This window comes from Streptomyces sp. NPDC035033 (assembly GCF_040636735.1).
Classification (GTDB): Bacteria; Actinomycetota; Actinomycetes; order Streptomycetales; family Streptomycetaceae; genus Streptomyces.
In genome coordinates this window covers 57,139-82,061 of record NZ_JBEZUZ010000023.1, presented here as the reverse complement: position 1 = coordinate 82,061, position 24,923 = coordinate 57,139, and the positions used below count along the sequence as shown (strand labels likewise).

General features: G+C 75.6%; 22 protein-coding genes. 20 read left to right on the top strand and 2 right to left on the bottom strand.

Going from position 1 to position 24,923, the window contains the following annotated elements:
- From AB0E83_RS12735 to AB0E83_RS12705, 7 genes are all read left to right on the top strand, one after another.
- On the top strand, positions 1 to 1,066 hold a 1,066-nt coding region (locus AB0E83_RS12735; RefSeq protein ID WP_362109547.1), incomplete at its 5' end, for a molybdopterin-dependent oxidoreductase.
- Between the two features lie 177 nt (positions 1,067 to 1,243).
- Positions 1,244 to 2,617 (top strand): deoxyribodipyrimidine photo-lyase, encoded by a 1,374-nt coding sequence (locus AB0E83_RS12730; protein WP_362109545.1) that lies wholly within the window; start codon positions 1,244 to 1,246, stop codon positions 2,615 to 2,617.
- A gap of 180 nt (positions 2,618 to 2,797) precedes the next feature.
- Positions 2,798 to 3,388, top strand: coding sequence for a sigma-70 family RNA polymerase sigma factor (locus AB0E83_RS12725; RefSeq protein WP_362109543.1), 591 nt, complete (start codon positions 2,798 to 2,800; stop codon positions 3,386 to 3,388).
- Between the two features lie 154 nt (positions 3,389 to 3,542).
- Complete coding sequence (locus AB0E83_RS12720; protein ID WP_362109541.1) at positions 3,543 to 4,799, top strand: FAD-dependent oxidoreductase; 1,257 nt, start codon at positions 3,543 to 3,545, stop codon at positions 4,797 to 4,799.
- On the top strand, positions 4,796 to 5,581 hold the full coding sequence (locus AB0E83_RS12715) for a DUF1365 domain-containing protein (protein WP_362109539.1): 786 nt from the start codon (positions 4,796 to 4,798) through the stop codon (positions 5,579 to 5,581). The genes AB0E83_RS12720 and AB0E83_RS12715 overlap by 4 nt, the downstream gene beginning before the upstream one ends.
- Positions 5,578 to 6,888 carry a cyclopropane-fatty-acyl-phospholipid synthase family protein gene (locus AB0E83_RS12710; RefSeq protein WP_362109537.1) on the top strand — a complete coding sequence of 437 codons (1,311 nt, stop codon included), beginning with the start codon at positions 5,578 to 5,580 and terminating at the stop codon, positions 6,886 to 6,888. Before AB0E83_RS12715 ends, AB0E83_RS12710 begins: the two co-directional genes overlap by 4 nt.
- A 106-nt stretch (positions 6,889 to 6,994) precedes the next feature.
- A complete protein-coding gene (locus AB0E83_RS12705; protein WP_362109535.1) occupies positions 6,995 to 7,819 on the top strand; it encodes a DUF1295 domain-containing protein in 825 nt (274 codons plus the stop codon).
- Positions 7,820 to 7,828: 9 nt separating this feature from the next.
- On the opposite strand, the gene AB0E83_RS12700 is transcribed toward AB0E83_RS12705, so the two are convergent.
- Together AB0E83_RS12700 and AB0E83_RS12695 are read right to left on the bottom strand one after the other, a co-directional pair.
- On the bottom strand, positions 7,829 to 8,944 hold the full coding sequence (locus AB0E83_RS12700; RefSeq protein ID WP_362109533.1) for a MerR family transcriptional regulator: 1,116 nt from the start codon (positions 8,942 to 8,944) through the stop codon (positions 7,829 to 7,831).
- A 61-nt stretch (positions 8,945 to 9,005) separates the two neighbouring features.
- Entirely contained in the window at positions 9,006 to 9,443 is a 438-nt protein-coding gene (locus AB0E83_RS12695) for an SRPBCC family protein (protein WP_362109531.1), read from the bottom strand.
- A 356-nt stretch (positions 9,444 to 9,799) separates the two neighbouring features.
- Between AB0E83_RS12695 and AB0E83_RS12690 the strand changes: the two genes are divergently transcribed.
- From AB0E83_RS12690 to AB0E83_RS12630, 13 genes are all read left to right on the top strand, one after another.
- The gene (locus AB0E83_RS12690) at positions 9,800 to 10,981 is read left to right on the top strand and encodes an ROK family transcriptional regulator (RefSeq protein WP_362109529.1); all 1,182 of its coding nucleotides are present in this window, start codon (positions 9,800 to 9,802) and stop codon (positions 10,979 to 10,981) included.
- Between the two features lie 290 nt (positions 10,982 to 11,271).
- A complete protein-coding gene (locus tag AB0E83_RS12685) occupies positions 11,272 to 12,798 on the top strand; it encodes a sugar ABC transporter ATP-binding protein (protein WP_362109527.1) in 1,527 nt (508 codons plus the stop codon).
- Positions 12,795 to 13,829, top strand: a complete 1,035-nt coding sequence (locus AB0E83_RS12680) for an ABC transporter permease (RefSeq protein ID WP_362109525.1) — start codon at positions 12,795 to 12,797, stop codon at positions 13,827 to 13,829. Before AB0E83_RS12685 ends, AB0E83_RS12680 begins: the two co-directional genes overlap by 4 nt.
- Positions 13,830 to 13,897: 68 nt before the next feature.
- Positions 13,898 to 14,941, top strand: a complete 1,044-nt coding sequence (locus AB0E83_RS12675) for a substrate-binding domain-containing protein (protein WP_362109523.1) — start codon at positions 13,898 to 13,900, stop codon at positions 14,939 to 14,941.
- Positions 14,942 to 15,020: 79 nt separating this feature from the next.
- A complete protein-coding gene (locus tag AB0E83_RS12670) occupies positions 15,021 to 16,253 on the top strand; it encodes a Gfo/Idh/MocA family oxidoreductase (protein ID WP_362109521.1) in 1,233 nt (410 codons plus the stop codon).
- 32 nt (positions 16,254 to 16,285) lie between these two features.
- Positions 16,286 to 17,293 (top strand): sugar phosphate isomerase/epimerase family protein, encoded by a 1,008-nt coding sequence (locus tag AB0E83_RS12665; RefSeq protein ID WP_362109519.1) that lies wholly within the window; start codon positions 16,286 to 16,288, stop codon positions 17,291 to 17,293.
- 475 nt (positions 17,294 to 17,768) lie between these two features.
- The gene (locus AB0E83_RS12660) at positions 17,769 to 18,887 is read left to right on the top strand and encodes an inositol-3-phosphate synthase (protein ID WP_362109517.1); all 1,119 of its coding nucleotides are present in this window, start codon (positions 17,769 to 17,771) and stop codon (positions 18,885 to 18,887) included.
- Positions 18,884 to 19,825, top strand: a complete 942-nt coding sequence (locus AB0E83_RS12655; RefSeq protein ID WP_362109515.1) for an SCO3242 family prenyltransferase — start codon at positions 18,884 to 18,886, stop codon at positions 19,823 to 19,825. The genes AB0E83_RS12660 and AB0E83_RS12655 overlap by 4 nt, the downstream gene beginning before the upstream one ends.
- The gene (locus tag AB0E83_RS12650; RefSeq protein WP_362109513.1) at positions 19,822 to 20,700 is read left to right on the top strand and encodes a sugar phosphate isomerase/epimerase family protein; all 879 of its coding nucleotides are present in this window, start codon (positions 19,822 to 19,824) and stop codon (positions 20,698 to 20,700) included. Before AB0E83_RS12655 ends, AB0E83_RS12650 begins: the two co-directional genes overlap by 4 nt.
- Positions 20,694 to 21,356, top strand: a complete 663-nt coding sequence (locus AB0E83_RS12645; protein ID WP_362109511.1) for an EboA domain-containing protein — start codon at positions 20,694 to 20,696, stop codon at positions 21,354 to 21,356. The genes AB0E83_RS12650 and AB0E83_RS12645 overlap by 7 nt, the downstream gene beginning before the upstream one ends.
- Positions 21,356 to 22,204 carry a TatD family hydrolase gene (locus AB0E83_RS12640; protein WP_362109509.1) on the top strand — a complete coding sequence of 283 codons (849 nt, stop codon included), beginning with the start codon at positions 21,356 to 21,358 and terminating at the stop codon, positions 22,202 to 22,204. The genes AB0E83_RS12645 and AB0E83_RS12640 overlap by 1 nt, the downstream gene beginning before the upstream one ends.
- Positions 22,205 to 22,216: 12 nt before the next feature.
- Positions 22,217 to 23,386: a metabolite traffic protein EboE gene (gene eboE / locus AB0E83_RS12635; protein WP_362109507.1), complete on the top strand. Its 1,170-nt coding sequence runs from the start codon at positions 22,217 to 22,219 to the stop codon at positions 23,384 to 23,386.
- A 48-nt stretch (positions 23,387 to 23,434) separates the two neighbouring features.
- Positions 23,435 to 24,838, top strand: a complete 1,404-nt coding sequence (locus tag AB0E83_RS12630; RefSeq protein WP_362109505.1) for a nucleotide pyrophosphatase/phosphodiesterase family protein — start codon at positions 23,435 to 23,437, stop codon at positions 24,836 to 24,838.
- Positions 24,839 to 24,923: the final 85 nt, after the last annotated feature.

Sequence of the window (24,923 nt, the reverse complement as noted above, 5' to 3'; positions counted from 1 at the left end):
GGCCGTCGGGGCCACCGCCGTCGCCGCGACCGGAGCGGGTGCGCTGGGGCGGGCGCTCTCCGACCGCCGGGGGCGGGGCGCCGAGGCCTCGCGCGCCGGCCTCGTCCTGCCCGCGCCCGCGTCCCCCGCCCCCGCGCTGCCGCCCGGTGCGCGGCTCCGGGTGCCGGGGATCAGCGCGTTCGTGACGCCGAACCGGGACTTCTACCGGGTCGACACGGCGCTCGTCGTACCGAAGGTGGACGCGGACACCTGGCGGCTGCGGATCCACGGCAGGGGGGTGACCCGGCCGCGGACGTACGCGCTCGACGACCTGCTCGCCCGTCCCCTGATCGAGCGGGACATCACGCTGACCTGCGTGTCGAACGAGGTCGGCGGGCCGTACGTCGGCAACGCCCGCTGGCTCGGCGTGCCCCTGCGCGAGCTGCTGGCCGAGTGCGGGGTGGAGCCGCCGTCCCGGGGCGGCCCGGCCGACCAGCTGGTGGCCCGCTCGGTGGACGGCATGACGCTCGGCTCGCCGGTGGAGGACGTGATGGACGGCCGCGACGCGATGCTGGCCGTCGGCATGAACGGCGAGCCGCTCCCCTTCGAGCACGGCTTCCCGGTCCGCATGCTGGTGCCGGGCCTGTACGGCTACGTGTCGGCCTGCAAGTGGATCGAGGCCGTCGAGCTCACCACGTTCGACGCCTACGACCCGTACTGGGTGAGACGGAAATGGGCCCGCCGCGCCCCGGTCAAGACCCAGTCCCGCATCGACACGCCCCGGCCCTTCGCCCGCCCCGCCGCCGGCACGGTCACGGTCGCGGGCGTCGCCTGGGCCCAGCGGCGCGGCATCGTCCGGGTCGAGGTCCGCGTCGACGACGGCCCCTGGCAGGACGCCGAGCTCGCCGCGCAGGACACCGTCGACACCTGGCGCCAGTGGTCGTACCGCTGGCGGGCCATGCCCGGCGGACACACCCTCACCGTCCGCGCCACCGACGGCACCGGCCGCGTCCAGACCGAACGCCGCACCCGGACCATCCCCGACGGCGCGAGCGGCCGGCACAGCGTCTTCGTCACCGTCACCTAGCCGGACCTCGGCCTCGGCCTCGGCCTCGACCTCGGCCGTGGCCGAGGCCGAGGCCGAGGCGAGCGGCGCATCCGGGGCCGGGAGAAACCCGGAACCGGGGGTGCATGGAGTGCCACACCGGCGCCCCGGCGCGGCGCCGCGCGTCCGCGGCCGGCGGCCGAGCAGGGAGAGAGCGCGATGACCGTCTCCGTCGTTCTGTACACCTCCGACCTCAGGGTCCACGACCATCCGCCGCTCAGGGCCGCGGTCCAGGGAGCGGAGGAGGTGGTGCCGGTCTTCGTCCGCGACCCGGCCGTGGACCGGACGGGATTCGCCGCGCCCAATCGGCTGGCCTTCCTCGCGGACTGCCTGGAGGACCTCGACCGGGCCCTGCGGGAGCGGGGCGGCCGTCTCGTGGTGCGGGACGGCGACACGGTGGCCGAGGTCCGTGCCCTGGCGCGGCAGACCGGCGCCGACGAGGTCCACGTGGCCGCCGGCGTGACGGCCTTCGCCCGGCGCCGGGAGGCCCGTCTGCGCGAGGCGCTGGAGGAGGACGGCTGCCGCCTGTACGTGCACGACGGCGTGGTCACCGTCGTCCCGCCCGGCGACATCGTCCCGCGGGGCTCCGACCACTTCGCCGTCTTCACGCCCTATCACCGGCGCTGGGCCGCCCAGCCGCTCCGGGCCCCCTTCGCCGCCCCGAGGAGGCTGCGCGTGCCGTCGGACGTGCGCTCCGAGCCCGTCCCCCGCCGTTCCGCCGTCGCGGGGGTGTCGCCGGGCCTTCCGGCGGGAGGGGAGAGCGAGGCCCGCGAGCGCCTCGCCTCGTGGCTGGCCGGTCCCCTCGACGCGTACGAGGACCGCCACGACGACCTGGCGGGCGACGCCACCTCCCGGCTCTCGCCCCACCTCCACTTCGGCACCCTCTCCGCCGCCGAGGCGGTGCACCGGGCGCGCCGGCGGGGCGGGGCGGGCGCCGACGCGTTCGTGCGGCAGCTCTGCTGGCGCGACTTCCACCACCAGGTGCTGGCCGCGCGCCCCCGGGCGGCCGGCTCCGACTACCGTTCCCGGCCGGGGCGCTGGCGGGAGGGCGCCGACGCGGAGGCGGACCTCGCCGCCTGGCGGGAGGGGCGCACCGGCTACCCCGTCGTCGACGCGGCCATGCGGCAGCTCGCCCACGAGGGATGGATGCACAATCGAGGCAGGCTGCTCACCGCCTCGTTCCTGTCGAAGACGCTGTGCGTCGACTGGCGCGCGGGGGCGCGTTACTTCCTCGGCCTGCTGGTGGACGGCGACGTCGCGAACAACCAGCTCAACTGGCAGTGGGTGGCCGGCACCGGCACCGACACCCGCCCCCACCGCGTCCTGAACCCCGTGCTCCAGGGCAAGCGGTACGACCCGGACGGCGCCTATGTGCGCCGCTGGGTCCCCGAGCTGGCCGGCCTCGACGGCCCGGCCGTCCACGAGCCCTGGCGGCTCGCCGGACCCGACCGGGCGGCCCTGGACTACCCGGAGCCCCTGATCGGGCTCTCCGAGGGCTCGGCGCGCTTCCGGCAGCTCCGGGGCCCTGCCTGATCCCCTCGCTCCGTGCCGTCTCCCGGAGCCGATTTTCGATGCGAAAACGATGCGAGTTGAGGGGGAGGTCGCATCGGCCGGACCGTGAGGAGGCACGGGGCCACCGGGGTCCCACCACCGCCCCCCACAGCGGCGGTGCATCCGGTGGACGCCCGCGCCGCCACACGAGGAGGAAGCGCCATGACCGCACACCGGACGCCGGGAGACCTCGTCCCCGCCACCGCCGACACCGACGACCGCATCGCCCGCGGCCTCGTCCTCGGCGACGAGGCGTGCCTGGCCGCCGCCTACCGGCGCTGGGGCCGCCTGGTCCACACCCTGGCGGCCCGCGCCCTCGGGGATCCACGCGAGGCGGAGGACGTCACCCAGCTGGTCTTCGTCGCCGCCTGGCGCGGCCGGGCCACCTTCCGCCCCGAGCGGGGCACCCTGCCGGCCTGGCTCACCGGCATCACCCGCCGCAAGATCGCCGACGCCCTGACGGCCCGCACCCGGCGCACCGAACTCGCGGCGGCCCTGGGCGCCTTCCTGGAGCACGAGGAGCGGAAGGACGGGCAGCCCGACCGGCTCCTCGACCGGATGGTCGTCACCGAGGAACTGTCCCGGCTGCCCCGCGTCCAGCGCGACGTCCTGGAGCTCGCCTACTTCTCCGACCTGACCCAGACCCAGATCGCCGACCGCACCGGCATGCCGCTCGGCACGGTCAAGAGCCACGCCCGCCGCGGCCTCCAGCGCATGCGCCACAGCCTCGAACTCGCCGGCGCCGACCGCTGACCGCCCCGGACCGGCGCGCCGCTCGGACCACCGCCCCGACCCGTCCGGCGGGCCGGCGGCTCCGAACCACCGGCAGCACACCACAGCACGACACGACGCGGTCCGACGGCCGGGGGCCGACGACCGCCACACAGCACACGAGGGGTGGAGAACGATGAACGGACGAAGCGTCGCCGTGGTGGGGGCGGGGGTGGCGGGCCTCACCGCCGCCCACTACCTCTCCCGGGCCCACGACGTGGTGCTGTACGAGGCGGAGGACCGTCTCGGCGGCCATGCGCACACCCACGAACTGCCCGCCCCCGAGGGCGGCACGCTCCACGTCGACACCGGCTTCATCGTCCACAACGAGCGCACCTACCCCCATCTCCTGCGCCTCTTCCGCGAGCTGGGCGTCACCACGCAGGACGCCGAGATGAGCATGTCCGTCCGCTGCGACGGATGCGGCCTGGAGTACGCCGGCGCCCGCGGCCTCCGCGGCCTGCTCGGCGGCGGCAACGCCCGCCGGGGCCGGCACCTGCGGACCCTCGCCGACGTCCCGCGCTTCCACCGCGCCGCGCGCGGCCTGCTGGCCGCCGACGACATGACCCTCACCCTCGGCGGCTTCCTCCGCGCACACCGCTTCTCCGCCCACTTCGTCAGCCACTTCGCCCTCCCCCTCGTCTCCGCCGTCTGGTCCTGCGCCCCCGACACCGCGCTGCGCTACCCGGCCGTCTACCTGTTCCGTTTCCTCGACCACCACGGCCTCCTGTCGGTCACCGGGTCCCCGCAGTGGAAGACGGTCGCCGGCGGATCCGCGGCGTACGTCGCACGCGCCGCCAAGTCGATCGGATCCGTCCGGACCGCGACCCCGGTCCGCGCCGTCGTCCGCGGCGGCGACCGGGCCACGGTGGTCACGGCGGACGGCGAGTCCACCGAGCACGCCGCCGTCGTGATCGCGGTCCACCCCGGCCAGGCCCTGCGGCTCCTCGCCGACCCCACCGAGCGGGAGCGGCGCGTCCTCGGCGCCTTCACCTCCTCCCGCAACCCGACCGTCCTGCACCGCGACGCGAGCGTCCTGCCGCGCTCGGCACACGCCCGCGCCTCCTGGAACTACCTGCTGCCGTCCTGCGACGCCCGCCCGGGCAGCGTCCAGGTCAGCTACGACATGAACCGGCTCCAGCGGCTCCGCACCGCCGAGCCGCACATCGTCACCCTCAACCCCGGCGACCGCGTCGACGCGTCGACCGTCCTGGCCCGCATGACGTACGAACACCCCGTCTACACCCCGGAGTCGGTGGCCGCCCAGCGCCTCCTGCCCACCCTCCGCACCTCGGTCACCGCGTACGCGGGCGCCTACCACGGCTGGGGCTTCCACGAGGACGGCTGCCGCTCGGGCGCCGAGGCCGCCCGCCACCTGGGAGCGACGACATGACGACGCCCCGGGCCGCCCCGCCGTCCGCGCCCCCGCCGGTCCTCCCGGCCGTCCCCGCCCTGTACGAGACCGAGATCGCCCACGCCCGCGTCGCCCCGGTCCGCCACGCCCTCCGCCACCGCACCTACATGTGGCTGGTCGACCTCGACGACCCGCCCGTGCCGCCCCGGCCGCTGCGCCCCCTCGCCCGCTTCGACCCGGCCGACCACTTCGACGGCGACGCCCCCACCCTCCGGGCCGGCCTCGACGCCTGCCTGGCCGCCCACGGCGTGCGGAGGGCCGACGGGCGGGTCCTGATGCTGGCCCACGCCCGCGTGTTCGGCCACGTCTTCAACCCGCTCACCCTGTACTGGTGCCACGACCGCGCCGGCCGCCCCGTCTGCGTCGTCGCCGAGGTGCACAACACGTACGGCGGACGCCACACGTACCTGCTGCACCCCGACGCACAGGGCCGCGCCGAGACGGCCAAGGACTTCTACGTCTCGCCGTTCCTCGACGTCGCGGGCACCTACCGCATGCGGCTGCCGCTCCCGGGCGACCGCCTCGACCTGACCGTCCAGCTCCGCGACACGGACGGCACCCGCCCCCTGACCGCCACGGTCCGCGGCACCCGGCGGCCCGCCCGGACCGGCACCCTGCTCGCGGCCGCGCTCCGCCACCCGTGGTCGACGGCCGCCGTCTCCCTCGGCATCCGCCGCCACGGCATCCGCCTCTGGCTCAAGGGACTCCGCGTCCGGCCCCGTACCGCCCCCGCCCCCGCCCCGCAGGAAGGCACCTCGTGACCCTCTCGTCCCTCCCGTCCGCCGCCCGCGCCGGCCGTGTCCCGGTCGACCCGGACCGCTGGCCCGACGTCGCCCGGCTGCCGCGCGCCTCCGCGGCGCGCACCGCCGTCGCCCGTCTGCTCGTGGAGCGCGCCTTCGCCCGGCTGCCGCTGCGGATACGAACGGACCGGGCGATCCCCCTCCCCGACCCGGGGACCGGCGGCGACGGCCGCCCGCCGACGCTCACGCTCCACGACCCGGACGCCTTCCACCGCCGGATCGGCGCCGACGGGCTGATCGGCTTCGGGGAGTCGTACATGGCCGGCGAGTGGGACGCGGACGACCTCGTCGGCGTCCTCACCGTCCTCGCCGGCCACGCCGACCGCCTCGTGCCCGCCCCGCTGCACCGGCTCCGGGGCGCGTGGGCGCGCCGCAGGCCGGCCGCCGACCTCAACACGCCGGACGGGGCACGGGAGAACATCCACCGCCACTACGACCTCTCCAACGACCTCTTCGCCCTCTTCCTCGACCCCGGCCTGAGCTACTCCTCGGCCGTCTTCGACCCCCTCCCGGACACCTCCGGGGTCCTCCCGGACGCGGTCTTCACCGCCGCCCAGCACCGCAAGACCGACCGCCTCCTCGACCTGGCGGGGACGGGCCCCGGCACCGAGCTGCTGGAGATCGGCACCGGCTGGGGGGAACTGGCGATCCGCGCCGCCGCCCGCGGCGCCCGCGTCCGCACCGTCACCCTCTCCGAGGAGCAGCTCGTCCTCGCCCGCCGCCGCGCCGCCGCGGCCGGCGTCGCCGACCGCGTCACCGTCGAACTGCTCGACTATCGGCACGTCCAGGGCCGTTACGACGCCGTCGTCAGCGTCGAGATGATCGAGGCCGTGGGCGCCGAGTTCTGGCCCGACTACTTCGCCGCGCTCCGCCGCCTCCTCGCGCCGGGCGGACGCGTCGCCCTCCAGGCCATCACCATGCCGCACGCACGCATGCTCGCCACCGCCCGCACCCACACCTGGATCAGCAAGTACGTCTTCCCCGGCGGTCTGATCCCCTCCCCGGAGGCCATCGCCCGCGAGAGCGCCGCCGCCGGCCTGCACATCACCCACGACACGGGGTACGGTGCCCACTACGCCGAGACCCTCCACCAGTGGCGCGCCCGCTTCCGCCGCCAGGAGGCCGCCGTGGCGGCTCTCGGCTTCGACGCCGTCTTCCGGCGCATGTGGGACTTCTACCTCGCCTACTCCGAGGCGGGATTCCGCTCCCGCTACCTCGACGTCCGCCAGCTCCGGCTCACCGCCGCCGGCACGGAGACGACCCCGTGAACCCCGCCCGCCTCCACCCGGCCCTCCGTCCCGACGGGACCGCCGGCCCGTCCGACCGGATCCTCGCCGTCCCGTCCGCCCCGGCGAGCCCCCGCGGGGAGGGGGCGTGAGCGCCGTCGACCCCGGGGCCCTCGGCTCCGTCCTCGCCGCCTCGGCGGCCGCTGCCCTCGCCGTCATGCTGGTGACTTTTGCGATCGGCACCGCCCGGGGCCTGCACCGGATCGTCGACGTGGCCTGGGGGATCGCCTTCGTCGCCGTCGCCATCGTGGCCTGGTTCCTCGCGGCCGGGCACGGCGACGACACCCGCCGGACCGTCGTCGCGGCCGCCACCGTCGTCTGGGGACTGCGGCTCGCGGTCCACATCGCCCGGCGCGGGCGCGGCCGCGGCGAGGACCCCCGGTACGCGCGGATGCTCGCCCGCGCCCGCGGCAACCCGGCCCTGTACGCCCTGGGAAAGGTGTACCTGCTGCAAGGCGCCCTCGTCTGGGTCGTCTCGCTCCCCGTCCAGGTCGCGGTCCTGCTGCCCCGGCCGCCGGAGGCGACCGTGTGGCTCGGCCTCGCCGTGTGGGCGGGGGGACTCCTCCTGGAGGCGGTGGGGGACCGGCAGCTCGCCCGGTTCAAGGCGGATCCGGCGAACCGGGGGCGCGTCATGGACCGGGGGCTGTGGAGCTGGACCCGTCACCCCAACTACTTCGGCGACTTCCTCGTCTGGTGGGGCCTGTACCTGACGGCCTGCGCCACCTGGCAGACGGCCCTCCTCACCCTGGTCTCCCCGCTCGTCATGAGCGCCCTGCTCATCTGGGGCAGCGGGAAGCGGCTCCTGGAGGCCCACATGGCCGACCGGCCGGGATACGCGGCCTACCGGGCGCGCACGAGCGGCTTCGTCCCCCTGCCGCCCCGGAACCGGGCGGCGACCCGCCGTGCCCCGTGACGGACGGGCTCAGCCCCCGGTGCCGCCGCCCTGCCCGTCCGGCCCGGTCCGCTCCCCGTGCCCGGCGGGCTTCAGGGGCCCCTCGGACCCCCCGTACAGCCGGGAGACGACGTCGAGCGCCTCGCGCAGACCGGCGGGGCGGGCCGTGCCCGGGCCGGGGGGACGGCCGCGCCAGCCCGGGCCCGCGAGGAGGACGAGGGGCGCGGTGCGGGCTCCCCGCACCCCGAACGCCGTGCCCGCGACGTGCCGGGCCAGCGCGTGGTCCGCCGTGGAGCGGGCCTGGGACCAGAGGACGACGGCGGCCGGGCCGGACCGCCGTACCGCCGCGTCGAGCGCCTCGGCGGGGACGGCCGCGCCGAACATCCTGGCCGGCAGCCCCCGCTCGGCGAGTCCCGCGGCGAGCGCCTCCAGGGGAAGGGTGTGCTGCTCGGCGGGGACGCAGGCCAGGACGACGGGCGGTGCCTGGGAGGCGGCCGCCGGCCCGGTCACGGCGGCCCGCCGCAGCGCGGTGGAGACGTGCCAGGAGAGCAGGTGCTCCACCTCGACGTAGCGGTCGCCGGACGACTCCCACTTCCGGCCCACCGCGTGCAGCGTCGGGACCATGACCTCCTCCCAGGCGGTGACCAGCCCGTACTCCGCCAGCACCCCCTGGAGGAGCGCCTCCATCGCCGGGCCGTCGAGGCGCACGGCGGCACGGGCGAGCCCGCGGCACTCCTGCCGCACGTCGCCGAGCGGCAGGCCGCTGCCGGCCGCCGCCCGCCGGGCCGGCCGCGCGGGCGGCTCCTCGGGGGGCGCGGCAGGCCCGGAGGACGGGGGAGCGGGGACGGGCGCGGGAACGGGGGCCGGCGCGCTGTCGACGGGCCCGCCGGCTCCGGCCGCCACCAGCGCGGACCGCACCTCCCGCGCGGCTCGCGCCGCCTCGGCGGGCGGGACGCCGGAGGCCGTGAGACGGCACATCTCCTCCAGCATCGAGACGTCGGCCGGGCTCCACCGCCGGTGCCGCCCGTCCGCGCGGACCGCGGGACCGATCCCGTACCGCCGGTCCCAGGAGCGCACGGTGGTGGGGGAGACCCCCAGACGCCGGGCCACCGCGCCGGTGGTGATCCCGTGGACGGTGTCGTACATGGTCACCACCGTACGGTGCGAAAACGCTGCGAGCGGGGAAAAGGGGCGCGCGAGACCTCGGTCAGGGGCGCCACGCCTCTGCGGCCGCGGGAAGGCGGGTCACCACTCCGTCCGCCAGCCGCTCGAACTCCCCCCGCAGGAACGGCGCGGCGAGCCGGGCGAAGCCCTTGAACGTCAGCGAAGCCCGGTAGGTCAACCGCGTGGCCACCCCCTCCTCGGCGAACCGGAGGTCGTCCCGCGCGGTCACCGTCCCGTTCTCGCCGACGAACACCAGCCGGGCGGCCTCGCGGAGCACGAGTTCGTACCGCAGCTCGGTCGTGCGTCCCCGGAACCGGGAGGTGTTCCGCCACCGCGCCCCCGGCCGCGGCGGCCCGTCGTCGACCCGCACGCAGCGCACGGTGCCGGGATCCCACTCCTCGGCGCGCGCGAAGTCCTCCAGGTACGCCACGACCTCGGCCAGGGGCCGGCGCACCACCATCACGCGTTCCACACCGATCACCGCACGGCCCTCCTCCGTCGTCGCCCGGGACGCGCACCGCGTCCCCGGTCACCCGGCATTCCGTCCCCGCCGCCGGACCGGATGCACCGGAGGTTCACGGGCGCCGAGCGGGGCGCGCGATCGACGCCGCCGTCCTCACCGGAGCGGCCCCCTCCTCCCGGGAGGGCCGCCGTCGGCTCCGCCGAGAACGCCCTTTGTCCTGGGAGTGGAAGAAGTCGTGACTGTTTCCTGCTCAAGTAGTTCCCAGGTCGGTGGAGCACTGCTACGTTCCTCTCGAAAGCCCGACGGATCGGCGCCGCGGACAGGCATTCGGGCCCCCAGCCGGAGCCGGGGGAGGGGAGGGATTCGTGAGACGGATGACCGCTCGACCCGCGAACGTGCACCAGGCGCGACTGCTGCGCCTGTTGCGCGACGGAGGGCCCAACTCCCGCGCGCAGCTGGGCGATCTGGTGGACCTGTCCCGCTCCAAGCTGGCGGTCGAGGTGGACCGGCTGCTGGAGACGGGACTGGTGGTCGCGGACGGACTCGCCGCCTCGCGCGGCGGACGCCGCTCGCACAACCTCCGGCTCGCCCCGGCGCTGCGCTTCCTCGGCGTCGACATCGGGGCCACCTCGATCGACGTCGCCGTCACCAACGCCGAGCTGGAGGTCCTGGGGCACCTGAACCAGCCCGTGGACGTCCGGGAAGGGCCCGTCGCCGTCTTCGAACGGGTCCTCGCCATGGCGGACAAGCTGAAGGCGTCGGGGGTCGCGGAGGGGTTCGACGGCGCGGGCATCGGCGTACCCGGTCCCGTCCGCTTCCCCGAGGGCGTGCCCGTCGCGCCGCCGATCATGCCCGGCTGGGACGGCTTCCCCGTCCGCGAGGCCCTCAGCCAGGACCTCGGCTGCCCGGTGATGGTCGACAACGACGTGAACCTCATGGCGATGGGGGAGCAGCACGCGGGCGTCGCCCGCTCCGTCGGCGACTACCTCTGCGTCAAGATCGGCACCGGCATCGGCTGCGGCATCGTGATCGGCGGCCAGGTCTACCGCGGTACGACGGGCAGCGCCGGCGACATCGGACACATCCAGGTCCAGCCGGACGGGCGGGCCTGCGCCTGCGGCAACCTGGGCTGCCTGGAAGCGCACTTCAGCGGCGCGGCGCTGGCCCGTGACGCGGAGGACGCGGCGCGCTCGGGCCGCTCGGCGCAGCTCGCCGCGCGGCTGGAGGCGGCCGGGGAGCTGACCGCCGCGGACGTCTCGGCGGCCGCGGCGGCGGGCGACACCGTGGCCCTGGAGCTGATCCGTGAGGGCGGGCAGCGCCTCGGCCAGGTCATCGCCGGGCTCGTCAGCTTCTTCAACCCGGGGCTCGTCGTCATCGGCGGCGGCGTCACCGGACTCGGCCACACCCTGCTTGCCAGCATCCGCACCCAGGTCTACCGCCAGTCGCTGCCGCTCGCGACCGGCAACCTCCCCATCGTGCTGGGCGAGTTGGGCCCCACCGCCGGAGTGATCGGCGCGGCCCGCCTCATCAGCGACCACGTCTTCTCACCGGCCTGACCCGGCCGGGCCCCACCCGGCCCCACCACTCCTCCGGCAGCGGTGCGCCGCACGCCGAAGCACGCACCACCGCACGACCCGGCACCACCGCGTCCGGCACCAGCCGGTACGGCACCCCGCACCACGCAACGGTCCCGTGGCTGTCAGCCATGCCCGCTCACCCCGCACGCGCCGGCACGCCCGGGGCCGCGGGTCCCTGAGCCCTTCGCCCGTTCCCTCCCACCGCACGCCGCTCACCGCGCCCCGCTCCGCCCTGCCCGCTCACGGCCGCATCCGCCGAGGGGATCCCGATGGCATCACGCCCACCGCTGCTCACGATGAACCGCATCACCAAGTCGTTCCCCGGCGTCCGCGCCCTGGACGGCGTGGACCTCGAAGTCCACGCCGGCGAGGTCCACTGCCTCCTCGGCCAGAACGGCGCCGGCAAGTCCACCCTCATCAAGGTCCTCGCCGGAGCCCACCGGCCCGACGGCGGCGAGATCACCTGGGCCGGCGAACCGGTCTCCCTGACCTCGCCGATCGCGGCCATGCGGCTCGGGATCGCCACCATCTACCAGGAGCTGGACCTGGTCGCCGGACTGTCCGTCGCCGAGAACGTCTTCCTCGGGAACGAGCCGACCTCCGCCGGGTTCGTCGTGCGCGGGGCCCGGGCCCGCGCCGCCGCCGGACGGCTGCTGAAGCGCCTCGGGCACCCGGAGATCGACCCGGCCCGGCTCGTCGGCGAACTGTCCGCCGCCCAGCAGCAGATCGTCTCCATGGCCCGCGCGCTCTCCCACGAGGTGCGCCTGATCGTCATGGACGAGCCGTCCGCCGCGCTCGACCCCGAGGAGGTCGACAACCTCTTCCGCATCGTCGCCGAACTCACCGCCGACGGCGTCGCCGTCGTCTACATCTCCCACCGGCTGGAGGAGATCCGCCGCATCGGCGACCGGGTCACCGTCCTGAAGGACGGCCGCTCCGTCGCCGGCGGCCTGCCCGCGGACACCACCCCGACCCGCGACATCGTCGCCCTCATGACCGGCCGCACCGTCGAGCACGTCTTCCCCGACCGCTCCGACGGCACCGGTGACGCCGCCGCCCGGGACCCCGTCCTCCGGATCGAGGGCCTCACCCGGGACGGCGAGTTCGCCCCCCTCGACCTCGCCCTGCGGCCCGGCGAGATCGTCGGCCTCGCCGGCCTGGTCGGCTCCGGCCGCAGCGAGATCCTGGAGACGGTCTACGGGGCCCGCAAGCCCGACGCGGGCCGCGTCCTCGTCGACGGCGTCCCGCTGCGCCCGGGCAGCGTCCGCGCCGCCGTCCGCGCCGGGATCGGACTGGCGCCCGAGGAGCGCAAGGCACAGGCCCTGCTGATGCTGGAGTCCGTCGGCAGCAACGTCTCGGTCTCCACCCTCTCCCGCTACTCCCGCGCGGGCTGGCTCGACCGGCGCGCCGAGCGCGCCGCCGCGCACCGGGCCGTGCGCGAGCTGTCGCTGCGGCCCGACGACCCCGACGCGGCGATCAGGACCCTGTCCGGCGGCAACCAGCAGAAGGCCGTGCTCGCGCGCTGGCTGCTGCGCGGCTGCAAGGTGCTGCTCCTCGACGAGCCGACCCGGGGCGTCGACATCGGCGCCCGGGCCGAGCTCTACGCCGTGATCCGCCGACTGGCCGACGAAGGACTGGCGGTGCTCCTCGTCTCCAGCGAGGTGCCCGAGGTCCTCGGACTCGCCGACCGCGTGCTGGTGCTCCGCGAGGGCACCGTCGTGCACACGGCACCGGCCCGGGAGCTCGACGAGCACCGCGTACTCGATCTCGTGATGGAAGGGAACCCGACGCCATGACGCAGCCGGCCTCCGCCGCGCGGAAGGACGCGCCGATGTCCGCCGCCACCTCCGACACCGGCAGGAAGGGGCTCCACCGACTGGCGCTGATGCGGTGGGACGTGCGCAGCCTGTCGCTGCTCGGCGTCCTCGCCGTCCTCGTCGCCGTCGGCGGCGTCACCCAGCCCGACTCCTTCCTCGCCACCAGCAACCTCCAGCTCGTCCTGACCCAGGCGTCGGTCATCGGCGTCGTCACCGTCGGCATGACGTTCGTCATCACCAGCGGCGGCATCGACCTGTCGGTCGGCGCGATCGTGGCCCTCGCCTCGGTGTGGGCGACGACCGTCGCCACCCAGGAGTTCGGCTTCGCGGGCATCCTCTTCACCGCGGTCCTCGTCGGCGTCGGCTGCGGACTCGTGAACGGACTGCTGATCGCGTACGGCGGCCTGGTGCCGTTCATCGCCACCCTGGCCATGCTGGCCTCCGCCCGGGGACTCGCCCTCCAGATCACGGACGGCAGGACCCAGATGGTGACCGTGACCGACGTCCTCGACCTCGGCGTCAACGACGCCTACGTCCTCGGCATACCGCCGCTCGTCCTCGTCTTCGCCGCCGTGACCGTCGTCGGATGGCTGCTGCTCAACCGGACCACGTTCGGCCGCCGCACCGTCGCCGTCGGCGGCAACGCGGAAGCGGCCCGGCTCGCCGGCATCGACGTCCGTCGGCAGCGCCTGTACCTGTACCTGCTGTCCGGCCTGTGCTGCGGGATCGCCGCGTTCATGCTCATCGTCCTCGCCGGCTCCGGCCAGAACACCAACGGCAACCTGTACGAACTCGACGCCATCGCCGCCGCCATCATCGGCGGCACCCTCCTCAGCGGCGGCCGCGGCACCATCGTCGGCTCCGTCCTCGGCGTCCTGATCTTCACGACCATCACCAACATCTTCGCCCTCAACAACCTGGAGACGGCGGTCCAGCAGATCGCCAAGGGCGCGATCATCGTGGCCGCCGTCCTCGTCCAGCGCCGCGGCCTGCGCGGCGGCGACGCCTGACCCGCGCCTCCTCTCGTCTCTCCACCACCGACCCGAACCGCCCCGCCCAGCCGAAGGGTTGATCCGCCATGTCCCGAACCGCCCCCACCCGCAGAGGACTTCTGTTCGGCACCGCCGCCGTCTCCGCCGGAGCCCTGCTCACCGCCTGCACCAGCAACGAGCCCAAGCAGCAGGAACAGCCGGCCGGCAACGCCCCGGTCGCCGACGACAAGCCCGGCAAGCCCGTCACCATCGGCTTCGCCGGACCCCAGGCCGACCACGGCTGGCTCAACGCCATCAACCAGAACGCCAAGTCCCGCGCCGCGAAGTACTCCGACGTCACCCTGGAGATCACCGAGGGCTCCAACGACACCGCCGCCCAGATCGGTCAGGTGCAGACCCTCATCAACAAGAAGGTCGACGTCCTCGTCATCCTGCCCGCCGACGGCAAGGCCCTCACCCAGGTCGGGCTCCAGGCGATGCGGGCCGGCATCCCCGTCGTCAACCTGGACCGCGTCTTCGCCTCCCCGCAGGCGTACCGCTGCTGGATCGGCGGCGACAACTACGGCATGGGGCTCAACGCCGGCACCTACATCGGCGAGCAGCTCAAGGACAAGCCGAACGCCAAGGTCGTCGAACTCGCCGGCCTGGACAACCTCGAACTCACCCGGCAGCGCACCCAGGGCTTCGACGACGCCCTGAAGAACTACCCCAACATCACCAAGGTCGCCCGCCAGGCCGCCGACTTCACCGTCGAGTCCGGCCAGGCCAAGATGGCCCAACTGCTCCAGGCGCAGCCCGCGTTCGACGCGCTGTGGAACCACGACGACGACCAGGGCGTCGGTGCGCTCCGCGCCATCGCGCAGGCCGGCCGCGACGACTTCCTGATGGTCGGCGGCGCCGGGGCGAAGTCCGCGATGGACGCCATCAAGGCCGGTACCGGCGTCCTCAAGGCCACCGTCCTCTACCCGCCGACGATGGCCGCGTCCGCCATCGACCTCGCCCGCGCGCTCGGCCAGGGCAAGGGCGTGGGCGGCCTGTCGGAGCTGGAGATCCCGTCCTCGCTGACGCTCTACTCCGCCGTCGTCACCAAGGAGAACGTCGACGACTACCTGCCCACCGGCTTCAACTGACCGGAACCGGGCTCCCGGGGGGACGCCCGGCTCCGCGGCACACCGACGAGACAGTGACTCTCCGACCAGGAGGAACCGTATGGAACAGCGGGACAGTGACGCGACCTCGCCGCCCGGACTGGGCGTCGGCATGGTGGGGTACGCGTTCATGGGCGCCGCGCACTCACAGGGCTGGCGCACCGTGGGCCGGGTCTTCGACCTGCCGCTGCGGCCCGTCCTCGCGGCGATCGCGGGCCGGGACGCGGACGCCGTCCGGGCCGCGGCCCGGCGGCACGGCTGGGCGGCCGCGGAGACGGACTGGCGCGCCCTGATCGCCCGGGACGACGTGCAGCTCGTCGACATCTGCACCCCGGGGGACAGCCATGCGGAGATCGCGATCGCGGCGCTGGAGGCCGGCAAGCACGTCCTGTGCGAGAAGCCGCTCGCGAACTCGGTGGCCGAGGCCGAGGCCATGGCCACCGCCGCCGAGGCCGCCCGCGCCCGCGGCCAGGTCGCGATGGTCGGCTTCAACTACCGCCGCGTGCCCGCCCTTTCGTACGCCCGTCGGCTCATCGCCGAGGGCCGGCTCGGCACCCTGCGCCACGTCCGGGTGAGCTACCTCCAGGACTGGCTGGTCGACCCCGACTTCCCGCTGACCTGGCGGCTGGAGCGCGAGCACGCCGGGTCGGGGGCGCTGGGCGACCTCGGGGCGCACATCGTCGACCTCGCCCAGTACCTGGCGGGGGAGCCGATCGTCGGGGTGTCCGCACAGACGGAGACCTTCGTACGGGAACGGCCCCGGCCCGCCGCCGCGGCGGCCGGCCTGTCCGCGCCGTCCGGCCGGGCCACCACCGGTGCCCCGCGCGGGCCGGTGACCGTCGACGACGCGGCCGTCTTCACCGGACGGCTCGCCTCGGGGGCGCTCGCCGCCTTCGAGGCGAGCCGGATGGCCTCCGGCCGCAAGAACCAGCTCCGGCTGGAGATCAACGGCGAGCGGGGCTCGCTCGCCTTCGACCTGGAGCGGCTCAACGAGCTCTCCTTCCACGACCACCGCGAACCCGCCGCCACCGCCGGCTTCCGGCGGATCCTCGTCACCGAGACCGAGCACCCGTACCTGGAGGCGTGGTGGCCGCCCGGCCACCCCCTCGGCTACGAGCACACCTTCACCCACCAGGCCCGCGACCTGGTCGTCGCGATCGGCACCGGCACCGACCCGTCGCCGTCCTTCGCCGACGGGCTGCGGGTGCAGCGGGTGCTCGCCGCCGTCGAGGAGAGCGCCGGGAAGAACGCCGTCTACACACCCGTCCAGGACGTGCCGGCCGAGGTCCGCTAGCACGGCCCGCCCGCACACCGTTTGGAGGCTTCATGCCGCGTCCGTTCACCCTCTTCACCGGCCAGTGGGCCGACCTGCCGCTGGAGGAGGTCTGCCGGCTCGCCCGTGACTTCGGCTACGACGGCCTCGAACTCGCCTGCTGGGGAGACCACTTCGAGGTCGACAAGGCCCTCGCCGACCCGTCCTACCTGGCGGGCCGGCACGCCCTGCTCGACAAGTACGGCCTGAAGTGCTGGGCCGTCTCCAACCACCTGGTGGGCCAGGCGGTCTGCGACCATCCGATCGACGAGCGGCACCAGGGCATCCTGCCGGCCCGGATCTGGGGCGACGGCGAACCCGAGGGCGTGCGGCGCCGGGCCGCCGCCGAGATGAAGGACACCGCGCGCGCCGCGGCCGCCTTCGGCGTCGACACCGTCATCGGCTTCACCGGCTCCTCCATCTGGCACCTGGTGGCCATGTTCCCGCCCGTGCCGGAGCGCATGGTCGAGCGCGGGTACGAGGACTTCGCCGAGCGCTGGAACCCGGTCCTCGACGTCTTCGACGCCGAGGGGGTCCGCTTCGCCCACGAGGTCCACCCCGGAGAGATCGCCTACGACTACTGGACCACGCGCCGCGCCCTGGAGGCGGTGGACCACCGGCCGGCCTTCGGCCTCAACTTCGACCCCAGCCACTTCGTCTGGCAGGACCTCGACCCGGTCGGCTTCCTGTACGACTTCCGGGACCGGATCTACCACGTCGACTGCAAGGAGGCGCGCAAGCGCCTCGACGGGCGCAACGGCCGGCTCGGCTCCCACCTGCCGTGGGGCGACCCGAGGCGCGGCTGGGACTTCGTCTCCGCCGGACACGGGGACGTGCCCTGGGAGGACGTCTTCCGCATGCTGCGGTCCATCGGCTACCAGGGCCCCGTGTCCGTCGAGTGGGAGGACGCCGGCATGGACCGGCTCGCCGGCGCGCCCGAGGCGCTGGCCCGTCTGAAGCGGTTCGACTTCGACCCGCCGGCCGCCTCGTTCGACGCGGCGTTCTCCGGCGGCGACCGGTAGGACCTCCCGGCCAGGCCCGGTGGCGAGGGGCGCCACCGGGCGGTCCGGCCTGCCCGCGCGCGGCTTTGTCCTGAAGCGGGAGAAAGTTCTACCGATCTGCTGCGCAAGGGCTTTCCGTCCCGGACGAAGGCGGCTACGGTCCCCTCACATCGCCACCACGGTCCTTCGCCCCACCGCGCGACCGGCCCCGGAACGCCCCGCCCGGCCCGCTCCCGGACCCCCGTCCGGCCCGCTCCCGGACCCCCGTCCGGCCCGCTCCCGGACCCCCGTCCGACCCGCTCCCGGGCCCCCGCCCGGTCCGCTCCCGGCCCCACGCCCGACCCGCTCCCGGACCCCGCCCGGACCGAGCGAGGGCCCGCCCCGCACAGCGCCCCCGCACTCCCTCCGACCTCACCGCCGGGCGGCCTGCACCGCGAAGGCACCGCCCCCCGGCCCTCCACCCCGCGCACCCAACGACCTGGCAAGGAGGCAGCCCGTGACTGACACCCACGCACGCACCGGAGTCTGGTTCGCCGGAGCCCGCGGCTCCGTGGCGACCACGGCCGTCGCCGGATGCGCCGCCGTCCGCGCCGGACTCCACCCGGCGACCGGCATGGTCACCGAGACGCCCGCGTTCGCCGGCACCGGGCTGCCCTCCCTGACCGCGCTCGTCTTCGGCGGCCACGACACCGCGTCCTGCCCGCTCCCCAAGCGCGCCGAGCAGCTCACCGGCGCCGGCGTGCTCCCGCACGGACTCGCCGCCGCCGTCCACGCCGAACTCGCCGCCACCGACGAGGAGATACGCACCGGCGGCCCCCTCCCCGACGACCCCCGCACCGACGCCGAACTCGTCGCCGACCTCGCCGCCGACCTCGTCTCCTTCCGCGACCGCCACGCCCTGGCACGCGTGGTCGTCGTCAACGTCTCCTCCACGGAGCCGCCGCCCGCGCCCGACGCCGAACGCCTCCCGCCCAGCTCCCTCTACGCCGCCGCGGCCCTGCGGGCCGGCTGCCCGTACGTCGACTTCACCCCCTCCACCGGGCTGCGCACCCCGGACCTCACCGCCGCCGCGACCGCCGCCGGACTGCCCCACGCGGGCCGCGACGGCAAGACCGGACAGACGCTGCTGCGCTCCGTGCTCGCCCCGATGTTCGCCCAGCGGGCCCTGGACGTACGGGCCTGGTCCGGCACCAACCTGCTGGGCGGGGGAGACGGGGCGACGCTCGCCGACCCCGCCGCCGCGGCGGCGAAGAACGCCGGCAAGGAACGCGTCCTCGCCGACACGCTCGGCCACCGGCCGGAGGGCCGGGTCCACATCGACGACGTCCCCGCGCTCGGCGACTGGAAGACGGCCTGGGACCACATCGCCTTCGACGGCTTCCTCGGATCGCGGATGGTCCTCCAGACCATCTGGCAGGGCTGCGACTCCGCGCTCGCCGCGCCCCTCGTCCTCGACCTGGCCCGCCTGGTCGCCCGCGCCCACGAGGCCGGACTCTCCGGACCGCTCCCGCAGCTCGGCTTCTACTTCAAGGACCCGGACGGCGGACCCGCCGGCCTCGCGGAACAGTACGCCGCGCTCCTCGCCTTCGCCGACCGGCTCCGGGAGGCACGGTGACGCGCCCCGGTCGCCCGAACCGCACCCGGCACCTCCTGGCCTGGGCCGAACTGCTGCGCGTCTCCGCGCTGTTCACCGTCCCCGGTGACGCCCTCGCCGGCGCCGCCGCCACCGGACTGCGGCCCGGCCGGGGGACGGCGTACGCGATCGGCGCGTCGCTCTGCCTGTACGAGGCGGGCATGGCCCTCAACGACTGGGCCGACCGGAAGGAGGACGCCGTCGACCGCCCCGAACGTCCGCTGCCCTCCGGCCGGATCCCGCCGGCCGCCGCGCTCGGTGCCGCCGGCCTTCTCACCGCCGCCGGGCTCGCCCTCGCCGCCCGCGCCGGCCGCCCGGCCCTCGCCGTCGCCACCGCCCTCGCCGGCACCGTCTGGGCCTATGACCTGCGCCTCAAGCACACACCCGCCGCGCCCGCCGCCATGGCCGCCGCCCGCGCCCTCGACCTCGCCCTCGGCGCCGCCGCCACCGGCGCCGGCGCGCCGCCCACGGCCGCGCGGCGCGGCGCGGACGCCCGTACCGCCCGCCGGGTCGCGGCGCCCGCCGCCGCGCTCGCCGCCCACACGTACGCCGTCACCGCCGTGTCCCGGCACGAGGAGCGGGGCGGCTCCACGCTCGCCCCGCTCGGGGCGCTCGCCGTGACGGGCGCGCTCGGCGCCGCCACCGCGCTCGGCGCGCTCCGCGCACCCGGCCGCGCGGCGGCCCTCGCGTCCCTGGCGCCCGCCGCCCTGTACGCCGGCACCACCGCCGTACCCCTCCTCCACGCCGCGCTCAACCCGTCCCCGCCCCTCACCCGGCGCGCCGTCGGCGGCGGGATCCGCGCCATGATCCCGCTCCAGGCCGCCCTCGCGGCCCGCGCCGGGGCGGCCGGCACCGGGGTCGGCGTGCTGGGGCTCGTCCCCCTCGCCCGCACCCTCGCACGGAAGGTGAGCGCCACATGAGCGACCGGCAGCGGCTCCGCCTCGGGTACGGCACCAACGGCCTCACCGACCTCCGTCTCGACGACGCCCTCGGGCTGCTCGCGGACCTCGGCTACGACGGCGTCGGGCTCACGCTCGACCACATGCACCTGGACCCGCTCGCACCCGGCCTCGCCGCCCGCACCGCCCGGGTCGCCCGCCGGCTCGGCGCGCTCGGACTCACCGCGACCGTCGAGACCGGCGCCCGGTACGTGCTCGACCCGCGCCGCAAGCACGGCCCCTCGCTGCTCGACGCCGACCCGCGGGACCGCGCCGCCCGGGTCCGCCTGCTGCGCACGGCGGTCGGCGTCGCCGCCGACCTCGGGGCGCACGCCGTGCACTGCTTCAGCGGCGTCACCCCGCCGGGCACCGACGACGCCACGGCCTGGCGGCGCCTGACGGAGGCGCTGGCGCCCGTCCTCGACGCCGCCGCCGACGCGGGCGTGCCGCTCGCGATCGAACCCGAGCCGGGGCACCTCCTCGCCACCCTCGACGACTTCCACCGGCTGCGCGCCGCGCTCGGCGACCCCGCGCCCCTCGGCCTCACCCTCGACATCGGCCACTGCCAGTGCCTGGAGACGGCACCGCCCGCCGCATGCGTCCGCGCGGCGGCGCCCTGGCTGCGGCACGTGCAGATCGAGGACATGCGGCGCGGCGTGCACGAGCACCTGCCGTTCGGCGAGGGCGAGATCGACTTCCCGCCCGTCCTCGACGCCCTCGCGGCCACCGGCTACCAGGGCCTCACCGTCGTCGAACTGCCCCGCCACTCGCACGCCGGCCCCCGACTGGCGGCGGAATCCCTCGCGTTCCTCCGTGACGCGGCCGCGACCGCCGCGAAGGGAGCCCCGGCATGCTGACGCCACCACCGCCCCGGACCCGGGCCGGCGTCGAGGCCCGGCTGCCCGACGACCACGCCCGCGCCTGGTTCGCCGACGCCCTGGCCGACGCCGCCCGAGCGGCGGCGCAGGAGGCCCCGCCCGCCCGGGCGGCGACCCCACAGACCCCGCCCGCGCCCCGCCCCGCCTGGCAGCTCCGCTTCGTCACCGCCGGCCGGCACTGCGGCCGGGACGCCGCGGACGCCGTGCGGGTCCTGCTCCTGACCGAGGCCCGGGCCGGCACGGAGACGCTGACCCGCCTCTACCGGGAGGGGAGCGCCGCCGAGCGCCGCGCGGTGCTCCTCGCCCTGCCCTCCCTCGTCGACGGCCCGCAGGCCGTGCCCCTCGTGGACGACGCCCTGCGCACCCACGACACCCGGCTGATCGCCGCCGCCGTCGGCCCCTACGCCGCCGCCCACCTGACCCCGCACGCCTGGCGGCACGCCGTCCTGAAGTGCCTCTTCACCGGCGTACCGCTGACCGCCGTGGCGGACCTGGCACGGCGGGCCGCCGGCGACGCGGACCTCGCCCGCATGCTCGCCGCCCTCGCCGCCGAGCGCACCGCGGCGGGCCGCGACGTCCCCCGCGACCTCCACCACGCCCTGACCCTGACCGGCGTACCGACCGAGGAGCCGTGATGCGCATCTTCGACCCGCACATCCACATGACGTCGCGCACCACCGACGACTACGAGGCGATGCACGCGGCGGGCGTCCGCGCCGTGGTCGAACCGGCCTTCTGGCTCGGCCAGCCCCGCACCTCGCCCGCCAGCTTCCTCGACTACTTCGACGCGCTGCTCGGCTGGGAGCCGTTCCGCGCCGCCCAGTACGGCATCGCCCACCACTGCGCGATCGCCCTCAACCCCAAGGAGGCCAACGACCCGCGCTGCACGCCCGTCCTCGACGAGCTGCCCCGCTACCTCGTCAAGGACTCCGTCGTCGCCGTCGGCGAGATCGGCTACGACGCGATGACCCCCGCCGAGGACACCGCCCTCGCCGCCCAGCTCCAGCTCGCCGCCGACCACGGCCTGCCCGCCCTCGTCCACACCCCGCACCGGGACAAGCTCGCCGGCCTCCACCGGACCCTCGACGTCGTCCGCGAATCGGCCCTGCCCGTCGAGCGGACCCTCCTCGACCACCTCAACGAGACGACCGTCGCCGCCGCCGCGGACAGCGGCTGCTGGCTCGGCTTCTCCGTCTACCCCGACACCAAGATGGACCCCGACCGCGTGGTGACCCTCCTGCGGACCTACGGCACCGAGCGGATCCTCGTCAACTCGGCCGCCGACTGGGGCAGGAGCGACCCCCTGAAGACCCGCGAGGTCGGCGACGCCATGCTCGCCGCCGGCTTCACCGACGACGACGTCGACCGGGTCCTGTGGCGCAACCCCGTCGCCTTCTACGGACTCAGCGGCCGGCTCCAGCTCGACGTCCCCGCCCCGGACGCCCTGCACGAGGGCAACTCCGTGCTGCGCGGCGGGGAATGAGGAGGAGGGCCCGTGCGCTTCCGCCACCCGGACGGCACCCTCGTCCACCTCTCCTACTGCACCAACGTCCACCCCGCCGAGACCCTCGACGGCGTCCTCGCCCAGCTCCGCGACCACTGCGAACCGGTCCGCCGCCGCCTCGGCCGCGACCGGCTCGGCATCGGCCTCTGGCTCGCCAAGGACGCCGCCCACGCCCTCGTCGACGACCCGGTGGCACTGCGCGGACTCCAGACCGAGCTCGACCGCCGCGGCCTCGAAGTCGTCACCCTCAACGGCTTCCCCTACGAGGGCTTCGGCGCCGAGGCGGTCAAGCACCGCGTCTACCGCCCCGACTGGACCGAACCCGAACGCCTCGCCCACACCACCGACCTCGCCCGCCTCCTCGCCGCCCTGCTCCCCGACGACGTCACCGAAGGCAGCGTCTCCACCCTGCCGCTCGCCTGGCGCACCGGCTTCGACGAGCACGCCGCCGCCACCGCACGGGCCGCCCTCACCGCCCTGACGGAACGGCTCGACGCGCTGGAGGAGCTGACCGGCAGATCCGTCCGGATCGCCCTCGAACCCGAACCCGGCTGCGCGGTGGAGACCACCGCCGACGCCATCGCACCGCTCACCGCCCTGCCCGGCGACCGCATCGGCGTCTGCGTCGACACCTGCCACCTCGCCACCTCCTTCGAGGACCCGGCCACCGCGCTCGCCGCACTCGACGCCGCCGGCATCGCCGTCCCCAAGGCCCAGCTCTCCACCGCCCTGCACGCCGAACACCCCCACCGCCCCGAGGTGCGCGCCGCCCTCGCCGCCTTCGCCGAACCCCGCTTCCTGCACCAGACCCGCACGGTCACCGCCGGAGGGCTCCGCGGCACCGACGACCTGCCCGAAGCGCTCGCGGGGGAGGCCCTGCCCGACACGGCCCCCTGGCGCGCCCACTTCCACGTCCCCCTGCACGCCCCGCCCGCCCCGCCGCTCACCTCCACCCTCCCCGTCCTCGAGGACGCCCTGACCCGCCTCGTCGGCGGCCCCCACCCCCGCACCCGCCACCTGGAGGTCGAGACGTACACCTGGCAGGCCCTCCCGCCCGCGGCGCGGCCCCGCACCCGAGCCCGCCTCGCCGACGGCATCGCCGCCGAACTCGCCCTCGCCCGCGACCTGCTCACCGACCTCGGCCTGAAGGAACTCCCCTGAGGACCCCCGCGCGGTCCTCCCCCGAAGACCTCCCGTGAAGGAACTGCCGTGACCGAAGCGAAGCCCCCGGCCGACGGTCGCCCGACCCCCCTCCTCGTCCTCGACGTCGTCGGCCTCACCCCCCGGCTCCTCGACCACATGCCGCGCCTGCGCGCCCTCGCCGACTCCGGCTCGCGGGCACCCCTGTCCACCGTGCTGCCCGCCGTCACCTGCGCCGCCCAGTCCACCTTCCTCACCGGCACCCTCCCCGCCGAGCACGGCATCGTCGGCAACGGCTGGTACTTCCGCGAACTCGGCGACGTCCTGCTGTGGCGCCAGCACAACGGCCTGGTCGCCGGCGACAAGGTCTGGGACGCCGCCCGCCGCGCCCACCCCGGCTACACCGTCGCCAACATCTGCTGGTGGTACGCGATGGGCGCCGACACCGACATCACCGTCACCCCCCGCCCCGTCTACCACGCCGACGGACGCAAGGAACCCGACTGCTACACCCGCCCTCCCGCCCTCCACGACGAACTCACCGAGAAGTTCGGCACGTTCCCCCTCTTCCAGTTCTGGGGACCGGGCGCCTCCCTCGCCTCCAGCCGGTGGATCGCGGACGCCACCCGCCACGTCATGCGCACCCGCCGCCCCGACCTGACGCTCTGTTACCTCCCGCACCTCGACTACGACCTCCAGCGCTACGGCCCCGACGACCCGCGCTCGCTCCGCGCCGCCGCCGAACTCGACGCGGTCATCGGGCCGTTGCTCGACGACGCCCGCGCCGAGGGCCGCACGGTCGTCGCCCTGTCCGAGTACGGCATCACCCGCGTCAGCCGCCCCGTCGACATCAACCGCGCCCTGCGGCGCGCCGGACTCCTCGACGTCCACACCCAGGCCGGCATGGAGTACCTCGACCCGATGGCCTCCCGGGCCTTCGCCGTTGCCGACCACCAGCTCGCCCACGTCTACGTCCGCCGCCCCGAGGACCTCGCGGCCACCCGCGCCGTCCTCCAGGACCTGCCCGGCGTCGAGCGGCTCCTCGACGACGAGGGAAAGAAGGCACATGGCCTGGACCACCCCCGCTCCGGCGAGCTGGTCGCCGTCGCCGAACCCGACGCCTGGTTCACGTACTACTACTGGCTGGACGACGCGCGCGCCCCCGACTTCGCCCGGCTCGTCGAGATCCACCGCAAGCCCGGCTACGACCCGGCCGAACTCTTCCTGGACCCCGAGGACCCCTACGTACGGCTCAGGGCCGCGGCCGCCGTGGCCCGCAAGAAGGCCGGCCTGCGCTACCGCGTGGCGGTCGTGCCGCTGGACCCGTCACCCGTCCGCGGCAGCCACGGACGGCTGCCCGCGAGCGACGACGACGGCCCGGTCGTCCTCTGCTCCGCCCCCGGCGCCCTGTCCGGTCGCACCGCGGCCACCGAGGTGAAGCCGCTCCTGCTGCGGCTCGCCGGCCTCTCCTGACCCGGCGCGCCGCACGCGTACCCCCCCGCACCCCGTACCGCCGCGTCCCGGGAAACCCCCGCGACCCGCACCCTCCCTCCCACGA

Bases quoted from the DNA above. Each gene is read 5' to 3' on its own strand.
- AB0E83_RS12715 (WP_362109539.1), top strand. From the start codon at position 4,796: ATGACGACGCCCCGGGCCGCCCCGCCGTCCGCGCCCCCGCCGGTCCTC.
- AB0E83_RS12645 (WP_362109511.1), top strand. From the start codon at position 20,694: ATGCTGACGCCACCACCGCCCCGGACCCGGGCCGGCGTCGAGGCCCGG.
- AB0E83_RS12665 (WP_362109519.1), top strand. From the start codon at position 16,286: ATGCCGCGTCCGTTCACCCTCTTCACCGGCCAGTGGGCCGACCTGCCG.
- AB0E83_RS12650 (WP_362109513.1), top strand. From the start codon at position 19,822: ATGAGCGACCGGCAGCGGCTCCGCCTCGGGTACGGCACCAACGGCCTC.
- AB0E83_RS12670 (WP_362109521.1), top strand. From the start codon at position 15,021: ATGGAACAGCGGGACAGTGACGCGACCTCGCCGCCCGGACTGGGCGTC.
- AB0E83_RS12685 (WP_362109527.1), top strand. From the start codon at position 11,272: ATGGCATCACGCCCACCGCTGCTCACGATGAACCGCATCACCAAGTCG.
- AB0E83_RS12690 (WP_362109529.1), top strand. From the start codon at position 9,800: ATGACCGCTCGACCCGCGAACGTGCACCAGGCGCGACTGCTGCGCCTG.
- AB0E83_RS12680 (WP_362109525.1), top strand. From the start codon at position 12,795: ATGACGCAGCCGGCCTCCGCCGCGCGGAAGGACGCGCCGATGTCCGCC.
- AB0E83_RS12700 (WP_362109533.1), bottom strand. From the start codon at position 8,944: ATGTACGACACCGTCCACGGGATCACCACCGGCGCGGTGGCCCGGCGT.
- AB0E83_RS12675 (WP_362109523.1), top strand. From the start codon at position 13,898: ATGTCCCGAACCGCCCCCACCCGCAGAGGACTTCTGTTCGGCACCGCC.
- AB0E83_RS12720 (WP_362109541.1), top strand. From the start codon at position 3,543: ATGAACGGACGAAGCGTCGCCGTGGTGGGGGCGGGGGTGGCGGGCCTC.
- AB0E83_RS12640 (WP_362109509.1), top strand. From the start codon at position 21,356: ATGCGCATCTTCGACCCGCACATCCACATGACGTCGCGCACCACCGAC.
- AB0E83_RS12725 (WP_362109543.1), top strand. From the start codon at position 2,798: ATGACCGCACACCGGACGCCGGGAGACCTCGTCCCCGCCACCGCCGAC.
- AB0E83_RS12730 (WP_362109545.1), top strand. From the start codon at position 1,244: ATGACCGTCTCCGTCGTTCTGTACACCTCCGACCTCAGGGTCCACGAC.